Origin of the sequence: Pseudomonas sp. EMN2 (genome assembly GCF_009650555.1) — a bacterium.
In the GTDB taxonomy this organism is placed as follows: Bacteria; Pseudomonadota; Gammaproteobacteria; order Pseudomonadales; family Pseudomonadaceae; genus Aquipseudomonas; species Aquipseudomonas sichuanensis.
The window spans coordinates 38,646-53,576 of the sequence record NZ_VZZR01000040.1; the positions used below are offsets into that span (position 1 = coordinate 38,646).

Sequence of the window (14,931 nt, forward strand, 5' to 3'; positions counted from 1 at the left end):
GTTACGCGTGGGAGCGGGCTTGCCCCGCGATGAGGCCGTGACAGGCAAAAAAATGAAATGTCCGTCATATACGTGAGGCTATTCGCAAGCCAATGCTACGCTCGCGAAAACACTGTCACGGAATCCCACCATGGACATGAACTGGCACCAGGCGCTGCAAGAGAGCCTGAGCTGGCTGGCAATCGCCACTGGCATCACCTTCGTCTGCTTCATCGGCGCCGCCACGCTGGCCGTGCGCGGCACCCGATGGGGCCGCCAGTTCTGGCAGCTCGCCGGGCCCTATTTCAGCATTCAACGCAGTTGGCGGCCGTTGCTGGCATTCGCCCTGCTGCTGGTGCTGACCCTGTTCTCGGTACGCCTGAACGTGCTGTTCTCGTTCTGGTACAACGGCTTCTACAGCGCGTTGCAGGCCCTGGATCAGACGGCGTTCTGGTACATGCTGGGGGTGTTCGCGGTGCTTGCCGCCATCCATGTGCTGCGTTCGCTGTTCGCCTTCTACGTTACCCAGGCGTTCAACATCCATTGGCGGGTCTGGCTGACCGAGCGCCTGAGCGCCGACTGGATGCACGGTGATGCTTATTACCGCGGGCAATTCCTCGCCGAACCGGTGGACAACCCCGACCAGCGTATCGAGCTGGATGTGAACGCCTTCGTCACAGGCTCCGTGTCGTTGGCGCTGGGCGCGGTCAGCGCAGTGGTGTCGCTGGTGGCCTTCACCGGGATTCTCTGGGGACTGTCGGCACCGCTGGCGGTGGCAGGGGTCGAAGTGCCGCGGGCGATGGTGTTCGCCGTGTACGTGTATGTGCTGATCGCCACCTGGATCGCCTTCCGCCTCGGGCAGCCGCTGATCCGCCTGAACTTCCTCAATGAAAAGCTCACCGCCAACTTCCGTTACGCGCTGATGCGCCTGCGTGAAAACGCCGAGAACATCGCCTTCTACCAGGGCGCGCAGGTTGAGCGCGGCACGCTGCTTGGCCGCTTCTTCGCCCTGATCGGCAATGCATGGGCGCTGGTGTTCCGAAACCTGAAATTCAGCGGTTTCAACCTGGGCATCAGCCAGGTCGCAGTGGTCTTCCCGTTCATCCTCCAGGCGCCGCGTTTCTTCAGCGGCGCGATCAAGCTGGGCGACGTGATGCAGACTGCCCAGGCCTTTGGCCAGGTGCAGGATTCGCTGTCGTTCTTCCGAGAGTCCTACGACACCTTCGCCAGCTACCGCGCCACCCTTGACCGTTTGACTGGCTTCCTTGATGCCAACCAGCAGGCCAGTGAGTTGCCCAAAGTCGACACCGACGGCTTGTCCAAAGCATTGGCCATCAGCGGGCTGCAGGTGCTGCGCCCGGACGGCCATGCCCTGATCGCCAACCTCGAGCTGCACCTGCAGGCCGGCCAGGCGCTGCTGATCAAAGGGCCTTCGGGCAGTGGCAAGACCACGTTGCTGCGCGCCCTGGCCGGGCTGTGGCCCTATGCCGAAGGCGAGGTCAGGCGGCCACTGGGGCACCAGGCGCTGTTTCTTTCCCAGCGACCGTACCTGCCCTTGGGCGATCTGCGCACGGCCATCGCTTATCCGGCAGGCGGCAGGCCCGAGGACGATGCGCGCATGCAGCAGGCGTTGCGCCAGGTCAACCTGTCCCACCTGGCCGAACGCCTCGACGTGCAGTGCGACTGGTCACGGATTCTATCGGTGGGCGAGCAGCAACGCCTGGCGTTCGCCCGGGTACTGTTCAACCAGCCCCAGGTGGTGTTCCTCGACGAGTCGACTTCGGCGATGGACGAGGGGCTGGAGCATGGGCTGTATGCGTTGCTGCGCAGCGAGATGCCAGAGACGTTGCTGGTCAGCGTCGGGCACCGCAGTACCCTGGCGGCGTTCCATACCCACCGGCTGGAAGTGGACGGGCAGGGCGGGTGGTCGCTGTTCGAGCAACAGCCGGTGGTCGAGGAGCCGGCTTAGATCCGCGGCCCGCAACGCCGGCAGGCTGCACGACCACTGTAGGAGCGGCCTTGCCGGGGCGCCGGACCGGCCGGAAAGGGCTGCGAAGCGGCCCCGGTTTTTCAGCCAAGCAACAAAAAACGCCGGGGCTGCTCTGCAGCCCTTTCGCGGCACAAGGCCGCTCCCACAGTGGACGTGCAAGCCTGTTTAGTGGGCTTGCTGGCGATTGGCCGCGAGGCCTTCAAAACTGACTCCGGCATCTCCACACCCCCGCCAAGGTGGCCAACGCAAAAGCCCCACCTACCAGAAACGTCGCCTGATACCCCAGCCAATCCCACAACCCTCCGGCCAGCACGCTGGCCACCAGCAGCGCCACCCCGGTCAGCAGGTTGAACAGCCCGAACGCTGTGCCGCGCAGGTCGGCTGGCGCGCTGTCGGCGATCAACGCGCCGAACACCCCTTGGCTGAAGCCCATGTGCAGCCCCCACAAACTCACGCCTAACGCCAATCCGGTCCAGCTCGGCAGCAGCGCCAGCGAGAGGTCGGCCAACACCAGCAAGCCCAGCCCGACCATTAGCACGCCGCGTCGCCCGAGCCGATCCGACAACACCCCGGCGGGGTAGGCCGACAGCGAGAACGCCAGCGCCATGGCCACCAGCACCGCTGGCGCCCACAACGCCGGCAGCCCCAGCGCCTGGCCACGCAGCAGCAGAAAAGCTTCACTGAAACGGGCCAGGGCAAAACATGTGGCAAGCAGGATCAGCCGCCAGTAGCCACGCCCCAGGCGTGCGAGTTCGGGCACTGCCAAGGGCCAGCGCACGGGCCTGGGCGCGGCTGGGCCTTCGGGCTCGTGGACGAAGGCCACCAAAATGCAGACGGCCAGCGCGGCCGGTATCACGGCGACCCAGAACACCGTCTGGAAATGGCTCGCAGTCAGCCACATCAACAGGATGGCCAGCAGCGGCCCGATGAACGCGCCGACCGTATCCAGTGCCTGGCGCAGGCCGAATGCCGCCCCGCGCAATTCGGCAGGGGTAACGTCGGCAATCAAGGCATCACGCGGGGCGCCACGTATGCCTTTGCCGATGCGGTCGACAAAGCGCGCTGCAGTCAACCACTCAAGGCCCGAGGCCAGGGGGAACACGGGCTTGGTCATGGCCGCCAGACCATAGCCGAGCACGGTGAGCAGCTTGCGCTTGCCCAATCGGTCGCTGAGAGCGCCGGAAAACACCTTGGTGATCGATGCCGTGGCTTCGGCGATGCCTTCGATCAGTCCAACCGCCAGCACCGACGTGCCGAGTACGCCAACCATGTACAACGGCAGCAGGGCATGGATCATCTCCGAAGAGATGTCCATGAACAGCGAGACGAAGCCCAAGGCCCAGACGCTGCGGGGGAGGGGTGGGTGGGGCATGGTGATCTCGCGCAGGGCTTCGAGATCACTGTAGACAATGCCGGCCCTTTCGCGGGGCAAGTCGCATCGGCTCACCGCCGCTCCCACGATGCCTTAAGACTTGAACCGCCCGACCAGACCGTTCAGTTCATCCGACAGCTGCGCCAGCCGCCCGGAGTCCGACTGCGCCGAGCTGGCCAGCCCTTCCACCAGCCGTGCTTCGTCGTAGATCTGCTGAATGTGCCGGTTGATCTCTTCGGCCACGCTGTGCTGCTCCTCGGCGGCGGCGGAAATTTGCAGGTTCTGATCGCGGATCTCGTTCACCGACACCTGGATGCCTTCGAAGCTGTCCCGCGCATGCTCGATCGACGACACGCTGGCGCGCGACAGGTCCAGGCAGCTTTCCATCTTCTGCGAGACTTCCTGGGTCTTGTCGCCGAGGGTATTGAGCAACTGGTCGATCTCGCCGGTGGAGTCGGCGGTGCGCTTGGCCAGTGCCCGCACTTCATCGGCGACCACGGCGAACCCGCGGCCCTGGTCACCGGCCCGTGCCGCTTCGATGGCGGCGTTCAGGGCCAGCAGGTTGGTCTGCTCGGCGATGGCACGGATGGTGCCGAGGATCTGGTTGATGCTGCGGCTGCCGGCCTCCAGTTCGACCATGGCCTGGGACGATTCGCTCAGGCGGCGGCCCAGGCGGTTGACGTTGTCGGTGGTCTGCTCGATCTGCTGCTTGCCCTCGGCCACGCGCCGATGGCCCTGTTCGGCGGCATCGGCGGCACTGCTGCAGGAGCGCGCCACTTCGTTGGCGGTGGCGACCATCTCGTTGAACGCAGTGGACACCAGCTCCACCGCCTCGCGCTGACGCCCAGCGGCTTCGTTCATGTCGTCGGCCATGGTGCTGTTGGCCTTCGAGGCCTGCTGCAGGTTGTTCGAGGCGGCGCCGATGCGCTGGATCAGCTGGCGGATGGCGGCCAGGAACTTGTTGAACCAACCGGCCAGTTCGGCGGTTTCGTCCTTGCCCTGGATCTGCAAGTCGCGGCGCAGGTCGCCTTCGCCTTCGGCGATCGACTGCAGGCCCAGGCTGACCTGGCCGATGGGCTTGACGATCACCCGCGAGAAGGCCGCCGCCACCAGGGCGAACACCAGCGCCAGCAGCACCACGATGACGGCGGTGACGTAGGTCATGCGCGTGGCCGCGGCCATCACTTCGTCGTATTCGATCAAGCCGATGAAGCGCCAGCCAAGGCCCGGGGAGGTCCATACGTTGGCCATGTAACGCACGCCATCGATCACCACCTCGGTGGAGCCTTGGGCGGTGGCGGCCAGCTGTGCGTAGGGCGCGCCGAGGTCCTTGAGCTGTTTGAAGCTGTGCGTGGCATCGCGCGGGTCGACCAGCACCGTGCCGTCCTCGATCAGCATCACGTAGCCGCTGTCGCCGAGCTTGATGCTCTTGACCAGCTCGGTGAGGTTTTTAAGTGAGACGCTGACCACGAACACGCCCTTGGCCTTGCCGGCGTCGTCGAGCAGTGCCCGGGCGGTGCCGACCAGGGCCACATCGTCCTTGTCGTAGTAGTAGGCGGCGGTGCGTACGGTCTTGTCCGGGCTGGCCATGGCGGCCTTGTACCAGGGGCGGGTGCGTGGGTCGTACTTGGCCAGTTGCGGGTCGTCCGGCCACTTGGCGTAGCTGCCGTCTTCCAGGCCGATGGACAGGATCGCCGCCGCCGGGTGGGTGGTGCCGTAGCGGGCGAAGGCGTCGATGACCTGCTGCGCGGCCGGCGGCATGGGCTGGCTGGCCGCATCGGCGGTTGTGTAGTTCTTCAGGGAGGTGACAGAGGTGTATACAGGATCTTTGGCCATTTGATCGACATTCTGCAGGGTGCCGTCGAAAAATTGCCGCATGTTGCCGTCGATCTGGCGGATTTCCCGGGTGCTGCCATCGAGGAACTGCTCCACCGCTTCACTGCGGATGTTCAGCACCGAAATGCCTCCGACCAGCGCCACCGGGATAAAAGCCACCAGTACGAAGGCCAGGACCAGCTTGTTCTTTATCTTCATGCGTGACGCCCATCCGTGAGAGTGAAGGTGCACATGGCCGTTTTATCTGGCTGATGGCCACTTGCTATCTTTGCTGTTCAGGTGGGTCGGAATATAAACCTTTGACGAAATATTCGTGTACAAAAAATCAAGTAATTGTTTTGATTTTTGAGTCAGGGCGGGGTCAGGCGAGGGTGTAGGGAATGATGTTGGCGGGTTGGCTGGCGAACAGCGGGCCGAGCATCCTGTGATCATCGGTCAGGATGAAATAGTCGGACGCCAACTGGATGAGTGAGTTGTCGGTGATACCGAAGCGCAGGAAAAGCTCGCCACAGCTGTCGGTATGGATGTCCGACTCGACCTGGCGGAATATCGCGAACAGCTGGCCGGCGGCGGCGAGGGCCGAATGGTAGGCGGGGCCGGTGAGGTCGATCAGGTTGGAGATTTCGGTGGCTATGTAGGGGGTGATGTGCACTTCGTCGTGCTCGGCGATGATCGCCAGGACCTTGCGGTAGTCCGCGTCAGCGAACTTCTTCAGGCGTTTTGACACCCGGATGAACCTGCCCCCTTCCAGGCTGCCGATAACCAGCAGCAGGAGCAGGTTGGTGTCGATGATCAGCTTCCTGGCCATTCATCACTCCTTGTTCCTGAATCCCTTGAACTTGCCGGTGGCTGCGTCGATTAGAAACACCTTGTGCTCGCGGCGGGTGCCCATGATCTTCGCCAGTTGGCGCAAGGGTGACGTGCTGTCGGCGTCGACGTTGAGGGGGGCGGGGTCGAGCTGGTAGCTGTAGGTGATGTGGTAAGTGCTCTCGTCGGGGGAGAGCAACGCTTCCTCGAGTTGCAGGTGTGTAGCGCTGACGACGAGCTTGCGCAGGTTTTCGGCGGCAATGCCGATGGCGTGATCGAACTCAATCATGGTGGTTGCTCTTGTTGGATGCCTCGTATTCAAGAGTGGGAGGCAGACAGGCTGTAGCGATGGATTCTGGCACATGGGAACACGCAGCGCTGTGAGGGGAAGAGACTGCACGCTAGGGCGATATCCAGGCTGGAGCAAGCAGCAAGCTGTAAGTGCATGTTCCATTGAATGAAATCGTGATGATTACGTAAGTAATTGGATTTACGGAGAATTCTTAGGACTTTCCTTATTTCATGTAGGGCATTTCCCAAGCATGATTTTGCGGCCTTTCGGCGGTTGTTCTCGTCAGCCGGGCTCATTAGTCTCGCCGGGTCGTTGTCACTTCAGCGACCGGGTGTGCAAGCCCGCAGATGTAGTGCGAATACGCCGCTGTTCGTTCCAGGCGAATTCGCCCGCAAGCCACTAGATGGTGGCTGCGCGTGGGAGGTTTTCGGACCTGCCGGGTTCCTACATCTCGGTCTTGCACACCTGCGCGCAGCTGCCTCCAACTTTCCGGGTGCAAACGGATTCAGGCAGCTTTTCATGGCTATGTAGGAGTGCTTAACCATGCTGAAAATCGTGCCCGATCCACCCCGCACCTGGCTCCGGGAGGTTCACCGATGAACGATGCCCAAGCCGGAACCTCCCGGCCCCTTCCCCCGCGCCCAACCACGGCCCGCGCCCGCTTTGGTACCTGCCACGAAGCCCATCCCCCGATGTTCTCGGTTCACGCCGGCATCGATGGCGAGGACGCGCTGGTCTGCGCCGTGGCGGCCTTGCAGGCGGCCTATGAAACCAACGCCCTGGCGCTGGAAAAGGCCAACGAACCGTTGCGCAGCCTGCTGGTGGCAACGGAGAACTCACTGGAAAAAGGATTGGCGCTGTCTTCGGCCGTGCTGGAGGGAATAGAACGCGGCTGATGCTTTGTCGGGAAGGCCGCAGGTGCGGCCTTCGTGGCAGTGCGCTGGCGGCTCAGATCGAACTGCGTGCGGCGCCCGTGGCCGGCAACGGCTGAGGCATCGGCTCGGTCACGGCCTGTGTGACCACCTGCGGCGCTACCTGCTCAGGCAGCTTTGGCCCGCTGGCCTGTTGGGCGTAGTGGCGGATCAGCTTCCACGTAATCAGCGCGCCGCCGGTCACGGCAATCAGCACGATCATCACCACCAGCGCGGCCTTGCGGTCATCCTTGCCCTGGAACAGCTTGCTGACCCGTTCGAACGCCGCAGGCATCGCATGGGTGGCGCGCTCCAGGCGCTGGGCGGTGGCGTAGACGTTCCACGCGGCAACGGCGATGTCGCTGAAGTTGCGCTGGCGCCAGGCGTTTTCCAGCGAGTGCACGCTGATGACCACGGCGCTGCCGATGGCCGGAATGATGATCAGCAGGTACCACAGGCTCTCGACGGCATCGAGGTATTCCTGGGGCAGCTGGCCGGTAGAATAGAAATACAAGGTCACCAGCAACAACAACACCGAGCTGAAGCCAAGGGTGGCCTCGATGGCCCCGGCCCAGGCGAGCATGCGCATGGTGCCGCCGACGTAGCGGGCCTCATCCCAGATCAGGCCGACGGTGCGGCAGTTCCACCAGCTGATGGCAAGGTTGAGCACAGAGAGAAGGATGAGCATGAGCAGCATTGCCAGGAGACTCCTTTCAGTCGGCGTTGAAGGCAAGTGGCCATGATCGGGCATGGCCATCGGCAATGCAATTGTATGCGGCTGTTTCCGGGAGCCTCAGTTCGACAGGCGGAGCAATACCCGTCGCGCCTCGAGCCACTGCTCGAAACGCTCGAACGTGGCAACCGCGGCCTGTACCGAACAGGTCAGGGCGGCCGGTGGCAACGAGGCCTCTGCCAGGCGGGCGAGGAAGCAGCGCCAGTGCGTCCCGGTCAACGGCCCGTACACGTCGAAAAACGCAGCGCCGCTGTCGGCACCAACGCCCAGGCGCTCGGCCATGGCGCGCTTGAGCACCTGCCCGCCGAGGGTCGATCCTTCAAGCACGTACATCACCCCCAAGGCGCTGGCCTCGTTGTCGATCGGTGGCAGGGCGTCACACTGCGGCAGGGCATCGACCTGAGCTGCGTCGAGGCCTAGCGCCAACAGATCACGGGCAAGGGCCGGGGCCTTGTTGCGCTCGACGCCCTGGTAGCCGGCGAGAGCGGCTTCCAGCGGGGCATGGAAGCCGTAATAGGCCTCGATCAGGCGCTGATAGGCCGGCAAGTCGAAGCCGTCGCTGAAAAACGGAAGACGCCGTTCAAGCCCCTTGTGGCAGGCTCGGGTGCCCTCGCGCAGGGCATTCAGCAAAGGGCTTGCAGGGTCGGACATGGGGGCGCTCTGGCAATCGGCAGCGCACGATAGTGCCAGCCCGTCCTCGGAAAAACCACTATTGGATCCATGTGCAGGGCGCTTGAACTGTGCGCTGCTTCTGCAATCATGGCGCGCCCCCAGAGCGGGGATCTCAATGGCATGACAGGAAGGCGGCATGATGCGCGCGACAACACGCAACGGATGGGCCCTGGGCCTTTTAATGGCAACCCCAGGCTTTGCTACCGCGGCCCCCGAAGCGGTACCGCTGTACCGCGAAATCAAGGACTGGGTGGTGGGCTGCGACAATACCCGATACTGCACGGCGACACTGGCCGACCCTGTTGACGGCATGCGTATCTCGATCTTGGTGCAGCGCGAGGCGGGGGCCGAGGGTGCGTTGCACCTGACCCTGATCGGCAGCACCAACTGGGCAGGCGAACCCTTGCTCGATGGCCAGGTGCTGGTGGCGCCGTGGCGCATTACGCGTGGGGCCGAGACGACACTGCAGGTCGATGGCAGCGATGCCTACGCGGTGCTGCGGCAGATGCGCAACGGCCAGACGCTGGTGGACGACACCCCGCACCAAGAGCGGCAGAGCTCGTTGAATGGCCTGAGCGCCGCCTTGCTGTTGATCGATTCGGTGCAAGGGCGAGTCGGCCACCCCAGTGCACTGGTGCGGCCGGACAATACCGTGGCCGATGACCAGTTGCCGGTGCCGGCCCAGCAAAAGGCGCCGGTTTTCGTGGCGCCGTCGCCATTGACCGAAGCCGAACAGGCCGGCATGTCTGCAGTGGTAATGGCCAAGGCCGCTGCCGAAGATCAGTTGAAGAATGAGTTCGATGTTGCGCCGCAACTTGAGCTCCATGCCCTGGACGACCAGCATGCGCTGGCTCTGCTGAGCTACAACTGCAACGACTTCCATTGCCTGTATGCGTTGTACCGCGTGTCGCGCAGCGCGCCTTACACACTGGGCCCGTTGCCCTTCGAGACCCCGGCAAGCCCGGTGCTCAACACGCAGATGCGCGACCACATCAGTTTCTGGGCGCAGAAGGGCGATCTGTACAGCTACGCCAAGGACGATTACCCCGGCGCCTGTGGTGTGCAGGAACACTGGCGGTACGACGGTCAGCGCATGCGTCTGACCAGCCTGGCGAGAATGGACCGCTGTGTCGATGTGTATGCCGATCATTGGCCGGTGCTATGGCGCACCCAGGACCAGGACTGACCCGCAAACGGGATCAGAACGCCAGTTTGTAGCCGATCAGCAGCAGCATGGCCGCCAGGCAAGGGCGCAGCACGCGATCCGAGATGCGTCCGGTGAGGTGGCTGCCCAAGTAGATGCCCGGCAACGAGCCCAGCAGCAGGTAGCCCAGCAGCGACCAGTCCATGTTGCCCATGCTGGCATGGCCCAGGCCGGCGACCAGGGTTAGCGGCACGGCGTGGGCGATTTCGGTGCCCACCAGGCGGCGGGTGACCAGGAACGGGTACAGCAGGAACAGGGCCACGGTACCCAGCGCACCGGCGCCGATCGAGGTCAGGGTGACCATCACGCCCAGGATCACGCCGGTAAAGACGGTGAGGATGTTGAGGGTGCGGTCGCTGAGGTGGTAGTGGTCACCGGCATGCTTGCTGGCAAAGGCCTGCAGGCGCGACTTGAACAGGATCGCCAGGGCGGTGAGGATCAGTACCACGGCCAGGCCTTGCTTGATCACGGCATTGAGTGCCGAGGTATCGGTGTGCAGGGTGCTGAGGAACCACAGGGTAAGCGCTGCGGCAGGCACGCTGCCCAGGCTCAGCCAGCCGGTGATCTTCCAGTCGATGTTCTTGTTGCGCCCGTGCACCCAGACGCCGCTGGCCTTGGTGATGGCGGCATACAGCAGGTCGGTGCCCACGGCGGTGGCCGGGTTGATGCCGAACCACAGCAGGATCGGGGTCATCAACGAGCCGCCGCCAACGCCGGTCATGCCGACGATGAAGCCCACAACCAGTCCCGCAATGGTGAAACCGAAAGAACCTACATCCATACGCTACTCGACGCCCAGCTTGCCCGTGATCGGATGGAAGCCAGCATATAGATTTTTTTATAGCCAAATAGACTTGTTCGTTATTAGGTTATAACCGCGGTTGCCAGGCAACAGTCCTGTATCGCCTGCACTGGCCCCACATCGGCCTCAAGCCATGCGCGATCCCTGTGGGAGCGGGCTTGCCCGCGAACACCGGCGTTGCCGGTGCCATGCAACGCGTTGGCTGCTTCGCGGGTAAACCCGCTCCCACAAGCTAAAGGATCCGTCATTTCCACCATCAAGCACCCACCTCGACCGCATCGGCCTCAAGTCATGCGCGATCCCTGTGGGAGCGGGCTTGCCCGCGAACACCGGCGCAGCCGGTGCCATGCAATGCGTTGGCTGCTTCGCGGGTAAACCCGCTCCCACAGGATCTTCAATTGAGTACCGGTTAACGATCCGTCATCACCACCATCACCTGCGCATCCCCGCCATCCTCGCTTTCCGACAGGTAGATATGCCCCACCTGGCTGTCGAAGTAGGCGGTTTGCTGCGGGCCGATGCTCACCGCCTCGCCGGTCTCGAACTCGATGCGCACGCGCCCGCTGAGCACCATGGCGAACTCCTGCCCCGGATGGCGGATAAAATCGTCGAACTGCCCGCGTTCTCGGGCAATGATGCGGGCATAGGCCGGGGTCATGCGTCGTTCCGGGAAGGCACCGGCAATCGGGTAGTAGTCGTAGGTGCCGGTGGAGTAACCGGCCACCTCGGCCAGTGAATCAACCACGACGGTGGCGGGCTGTGGTGCGCTCGCCGGGCCGCTGGCGCGAAACAGCTGGGCGATGTCGAGGTTCAGGGCGCGGGCGGCGGCGGCCAGTTTCTCGTAGCTCACCGAGACCTGCGCCAACTCCATCTTCGACAGTGTCGACACCGGCACCCCGCTAAGCTCGGACAGCTGCTTGAGCGTCATCTGCCGTGCCTTGCGCACCTGGCGCAGGCGTGCGCCGACTTCGTCGCGGTCAAGCTGGGGGCGGGCGGCAGGGGTGTCGGACATCAGGGCTCTCGAACGGGCGGTGGGCTGCGCATCTTACCTTGGACGCTTGCGCAATCCGAAATTCTCATATATTAGAATTCTCACAAATGATAATTCATGCGGCGAGAGCGTAGATGACACAGATCCATGACACCCTGATCATCGGTGCCGGCATTGCCGGTGCTTCAATGGGCTACCGCCTGGCCGGGCAGCAGCGGGTACTGATGCTCGAGCGCGAGGCGCAGCCGGGCTACCACGCCACCGGGCGTTCGGCGGCCATGTTCATGGAGGCCTACGGTACCCCGCAGATCCAGGCCCTGACCCGCGCAAGCCGGGCGTTCTACGAGCAGCCGCCTGCTGGCTTCTGCGAGCATGGATTGCTGGAGCCGCGCGGCTGCCTTTACGTCGCCAGCCACGAGCAGCGCGACCTGCTCGACGCCACCTACGCCCAGAACCTGGCCAACGGCACCGCCGTCAGCCTGCTCGATGCCGACGCAGCTGTGGCCTTGGTGCCCAGCTTGCGCGGCGAACTGCTGGCCGGTGCGGTTCATGAAACCGGTGCCATGGACCTCGACGTGCACGCCCTGCACCAGGGGTTTCTGCGCGGGTTCCGCCAGGCCGGTGGTGAGTTGCGCTGCAACGCCGAACTGGTTCGGGCGCAGTATGTGAGCGGCCTCTGGCAGGTCGAACTGGCCGATGGCAGTCAGCTGCAGGCACGGCAACTGGTCAATGCCGCCGGCGCCTGGGCCGACCGCGTGGCCGCGCAGTGCGGGGTCGATACCATCGGCCTGCAGCCCTGCAGGCGCAGCGCGTTCACCTTCCCGGGCCCGGCGCAGCACGATTTCGCCCGCTGGCCTGCAGTGATCGGTGTCGACGAAAGCTTCTATTTCAAGCCCGATGCCGGCCAACTGCTGGGGTCGCCGGCCAACGCCGACCCGGTCGAGCCCCAGGACGCCGCGCCCGAAGAACTCGACCTGGCCCAGGGCATCTTCAACATCGAAGCCATCACCACCCTCGAAATCCGTCGGCCTAGCCACAGCTGGGCCGGCTTGCGTTCGTTCGTTGCCGATGGCGACCTGGTGATCGGCTTCGATCCGCAGCAGCCGGCGTTCTTCTGGCTGGCCGCCCAGGGCGGCTACGGTATCCAGTCCGCCGCCGGGGCCTCGCGGCTGGCAGCGGACCTTCTGCAAGGCCTGCCCTTGTGCTCAAGCCTCACCCGGCAAGGGGTCGAGCCTGCGCGCCTGTCCCCGGCACGTTTCAACCCAACCCTCCAAGGAGATTGCCATGAGCAATGACATTCAGCGTTTTCCCAGCAGCCTGCCGTTTCCGTTTTCTCGCGCGGTAAAAGCAGGTGGTTTCCTGTTCCTTTCCGGGCAGATCCCCATGAGCCCCGCTGGCGAGGTGGTGAAGGGCGATATCCAGGCCCAGACCCGCGCCGCCTGTGAGCGTATCCAGGAAAGCCTGGCGGCCTGCGGTGCACGGCTCGACCAAGTTGTGAAGGCCACCGTATGGCTGTCGGACATGAGCCATTTCGCCGGTTTCAACGAGGTGTACAAGGAGTTCTTCGGCGCGGCGCTGCCGGTGCGGTCCACCGTGGCTTCGGCATTGGCGCTGGGGGTGGATGTGGAAATCGAGGTGCAGGCATACGTCGGGTAGGGCCACGCCGATTCGCGGCCTCACCAACACACAACAATAAGAACCAGAGGTGCACATGCAAGAACAGCTGAAAATCGCTGGCGCATTCGTCGGCGTGATCGTGGGGGCGGGCTTTGCGTCCGGGCGGGAACTGATGCTGTTCTTCGTCGATTTCGGCATCTGGGGCATGCTCGGCGCAGTGGTCAGCGCCGCGCTGTTCACCTTCCTCGGCATGGCCCTGGCAGGGCTGGGCAACCGCCTGCAGGCGACGTCGCACAAGCAGGTGATCCAGGCCATTTGCGGCCGGCACCTGGGCCTGCTGGTCGACTGGATGATCACCTTCTTCATGTTCGGCGTAATGGTGGTCATGCTCGCGGGGGGCGGGGCGTTGCTGGAGCAGCAGTTCGGCGTGCCGGCCCTGGCGGGCAGCGTGCTGGTCACGGTGCTGGTGGTGGCCATCGTCTGCCTGGACGTGCAGAAGGTGATGGTCGCCATTGGCGCGATCACCCCCTTGCTGATCCTGGTGGCCTCGGCCATCGCGCTGTACGCGGTGTTTACCCGCAACCAGAGCTTCGCCGCCCTCGACCAGCTGGCCAGCCAGCAGCAGCCCGGTGCCAGCCATTGGCTGCTGGGGGCGTTCCTGTATGTGTCCTACAACATCGTGGCCGGCGCGCCCATCCTGGCGATCCTCGGTGGTTCGGCGAGCAGCCGCCGCAGCGCGGTGGTCGGTGGCTTGCTCGGCGGCGCAGCCCTGGGCGGGCTGATGCTGGTGATGAGTGCCGGCATGCTGTCGCGCCTGGACAGCGTCGCCGAGCTGCCCATGCCGATGCTGTCGATCGCCAACGAGCTGTCACCGCTGCTGGGGCTGGTGATGTGCCTGATCATCTTCGGGATGATCGTCAACACGGCGGTGGGCACGCTGTTCTCGTTCCTTTCGCGGCTGCTGCCAGCGGGTACGGCGAAGTTCCGCGGCGGGGCGGTGGTGGCGGGTGTGGTGGGGTTCGTGTGCAGCCTGGTGGGCTTCATCAGCCTGGTGGGGCAGGTGTATCCGCTGTTTGGCTACCTGGGTTTGGTGCTGATGGCGGCGGTACTGGTGGGGTGGCTGAAACGCGGCAAGAGCAGGAGTGCGGCGGTGGCGTGAAGGGCCATCGCGGGTCAAGCCCGCTCCCACGCTTTGTGGGAGCGGGCTTGACCCGCGATAGGCATCGCATCAGATGCGCAAAGATGGTGCTGGTGATATCGGAGACGTACATCTCTTTGTGCAGGCGTTTTCCCTATGTCTTGGATGATCCAGGCCTTGTTCGGCCATGGCCAATCATCTGCAGCACTCAGGCTCAATAAACAGAACGTTCCGCGAAGGCCGGATATTTCAGAAGCGCCCGGCATACACGCCCTGAGTGTTTTCGTAGGCTGCGATCCTTTCTCTACAAGGAGTGCAGCCCATGGCTTTCAATGGATACATGAGCATTACCGGCAAGCGGCAAGGTTTGATTTCGTCAGGCTGCAATACCCAGGCGTCCATCGGCAACAGGTGCCAGGTCGCGCACCAGGACGAGATCATGGTGATGTCGTTCAGCCACGGTATTGCCAACCCGGACAACACCCAGCGCGCCACCCACCACCCCGTTGTGGTCACCAAGCTCATCGACAAGTCCACGCCCTTGCTGGCCCAGGCCGTGGACAGCCGGGAAGTGCTCGACTGCGATA

Annotated in this window: 15 protein-coding genes; 7 read left to right on the forward strand and 8 right to left on the reverse strand. The window is 63.9% G+C overall.

All coding sequences use genetic code 11. The annotated features are described in order from the left end of the window. Positions 1-130 precede the first annotated feature (130 nt). Positions 131-1,948, forward strand: a complete 1,818-nt coding sequence (locus tag F6X61_RS13820; RefSeq protein ID WP_153787091.1) for an ABC transporter ATP-binding protein/permease — start codon at positions 131-133, stop codon at positions 1,946-1,948. A gap of 220 nt (positions 1,949-2,168) precedes the next feature. Here F6X61_RS13820 and F6X61_RS13825 read toward each other — a convergent pair whose 3' ends face one another. The 4 genes from F6X61_RS13825 to F6X61_RS13840 all read right to left on the reverse strand — a co-directional run bounded on the left by F6X61_RS13825 (position 2,169) and on the right by F6X61_RS13840 (position 6,273). Then, positions 2,169-3,341, reverse strand: coding sequence for an MFS transporter (locus F6X61_RS13825; protein WP_153787092.1), 1,173 nt, complete (start codon positions 3,339-3,341; stop codon positions 2,169-2,171). A 93-nt stretch (positions 3,342-3,434) separates the two neighbouring features. Continuing rightward, on the reverse strand, positions 3,435-5,375 hold the full coding sequence (locus F6X61_RS13830; protein WP_153787093.1) for a methyl-accepting chemotaxis protein: 1,941 nt from the start codon (positions 5,373-5,375) through the stop codon (positions 3,435-3,437). 163 nt (positions 5,376-5,538) lie between these two features. Next, complete coding sequence (locus F6X61_RS13835) at positions 5,539-5,985, reverse strand: hypothetical protein (RefSeq protein WP_153787094.1); 447 nt, start codon at positions 5,983-5,985, stop codon at positions 5,539-5,541. A 3-nt stretch (positions 5,986-5,988) separates the two neighbouring features. After that, positions 5,989-6,273: a hypothetical protein gene (locus F6X61_RS13840; protein ID WP_153787095.1), complete on the reverse strand. Its 285-nt coding sequence runs from the start codon at positions 6,271-6,273 to the stop codon at positions 5,989-5,991. Between the two features lie 695 nt (positions 6,274-6,968). On the opposite strand from F6X61_RS13840, the gene F6X61_RS13845 reads away from it, so the two are divergent. Then, positions 6,969-7,172 carry a hypothetical protein gene (locus F6X61_RS13845; protein ID WP_256671363.1) on the forward strand — a complete coding sequence of 68 codons (204 nt, stop codon included), beginning with the start codon at positions 6,969-6,971 and terminating at the stop codon, positions 7,170-7,172. Between the two features lie 52 nt (positions 7,173-7,224). Here F6X61_RS13845 and F6X61_RS13850 read toward each other — a convergent pair whose 3' ends face one another. Both F6X61_RS13850 and F6X61_RS13855 read right to left on the reverse strand, forming a co-directional pair. Further along, positions 7,225-7,884 (reverse strand): hypothetical protein, encoded by a 660-nt coding sequence (locus tag F6X61_RS13850; RefSeq protein ID WP_153787097.1) that lies wholly within the window; start codon positions 7,882-7,884, stop codon positions 7,225-7,227. Between the two features lie 96 nt (positions 7,885-7,980). Then, positions 7,981-8,571, reverse strand: a complete 591-nt coding sequence (locus tag F6X61_RS13855) for a biliverdin-producing heme oxygenase (RefSeq protein WP_153787098.1) — start codon at positions 8,569-8,571, stop codon at positions 7,981-7,983. A 202-nt stretch (positions 8,572-8,773) separates the two neighbouring features. Between F6X61_RS13855 and F6X61_RS13860 the strand changes: the two genes are divergently transcribed. Further along, a complete protein-coding gene (locus F6X61_RS13860) occupies positions 8,774-9,778 on the forward strand; it encodes a DUF1176 domain-containing protein (protein ID WP_178125819.1) in 1,005 nt (334 codons plus the stop codon). Positions 9,779-9,791: 13 nt separating this feature from the next. Here F6X61_RS13860 and F6X61_RS13865 read toward each other — a convergent pair whose 3' ends face one another. After that, positions 9,792-10,577: a sulfite exporter TauE/SafE family protein gene (locus tag F6X61_RS13865; protein ID WP_153787100.1), complete on the reverse strand. Its 786-nt coding sequence runs from the start codon at positions 10,575-10,577 to the stop codon at positions 9,792-9,794. A 430-nt stretch (positions 10,578-11,007) separates the two neighbouring features. Continuing rightward, complete coding sequence (locus tag F6X61_RS13870) at positions 11,008-11,610, reverse strand: helix-turn-helix domain-containing protein (protein WP_153787101.1); 603 nt, start codon at positions 11,608-11,610, stop codon at positions 11,008-11,010. A gap of 113 nt (positions 11,611-11,723) precedes the next feature. On the opposite strand from F6X61_RS13870, the gene F6X61_RS13875 reads away from it, so the two are divergent. From F6X61_RS13875 to tssD, 4 genes are all read left to right on the forward strand, one after another. Continuing rightward, positions 11,724-12,884: an FAD-binding oxidoreductase gene (locus tag F6X61_RS13875; RefSeq protein ID WP_153787102.1), complete on the forward strand. Its 1,161-nt coding sequence runs from the start codon at positions 11,724-11,726 to the stop codon at positions 12,882-12,884. Then, positions 12,874-13,245, forward strand: coding sequence for a RidA family protein (locus F6X61_RS13880; protein WP_153787103.1), 372 nt, complete (start codon positions 12,874-12,876; stop codon positions 13,243-13,245). Before F6X61_RS13875 ends, F6X61_RS13880 begins: the two co-directional genes overlap by 11 nt. Before the next feature lie 55 nt (positions 13,246-13,300). After that, positions 13,301-14,365, forward strand: coding sequence for a hypothetical protein (locus F6X61_RS13885; protein WP_153787104.1), 1,065 nt, complete (start codon positions 13,301-13,303; stop codon positions 14,363-14,365). A gap of 301 nt (positions 14,366-14,666) precedes the next feature. Continuing rightward, a partial coding sequence (tssD, locus tag F6X61_RS13890; protein ID WP_153787105.1) for a type VI secretion system tube protein TssD occupies positions 14,667-14,931 on the forward strand: 265 nt, incomplete at its 3' end.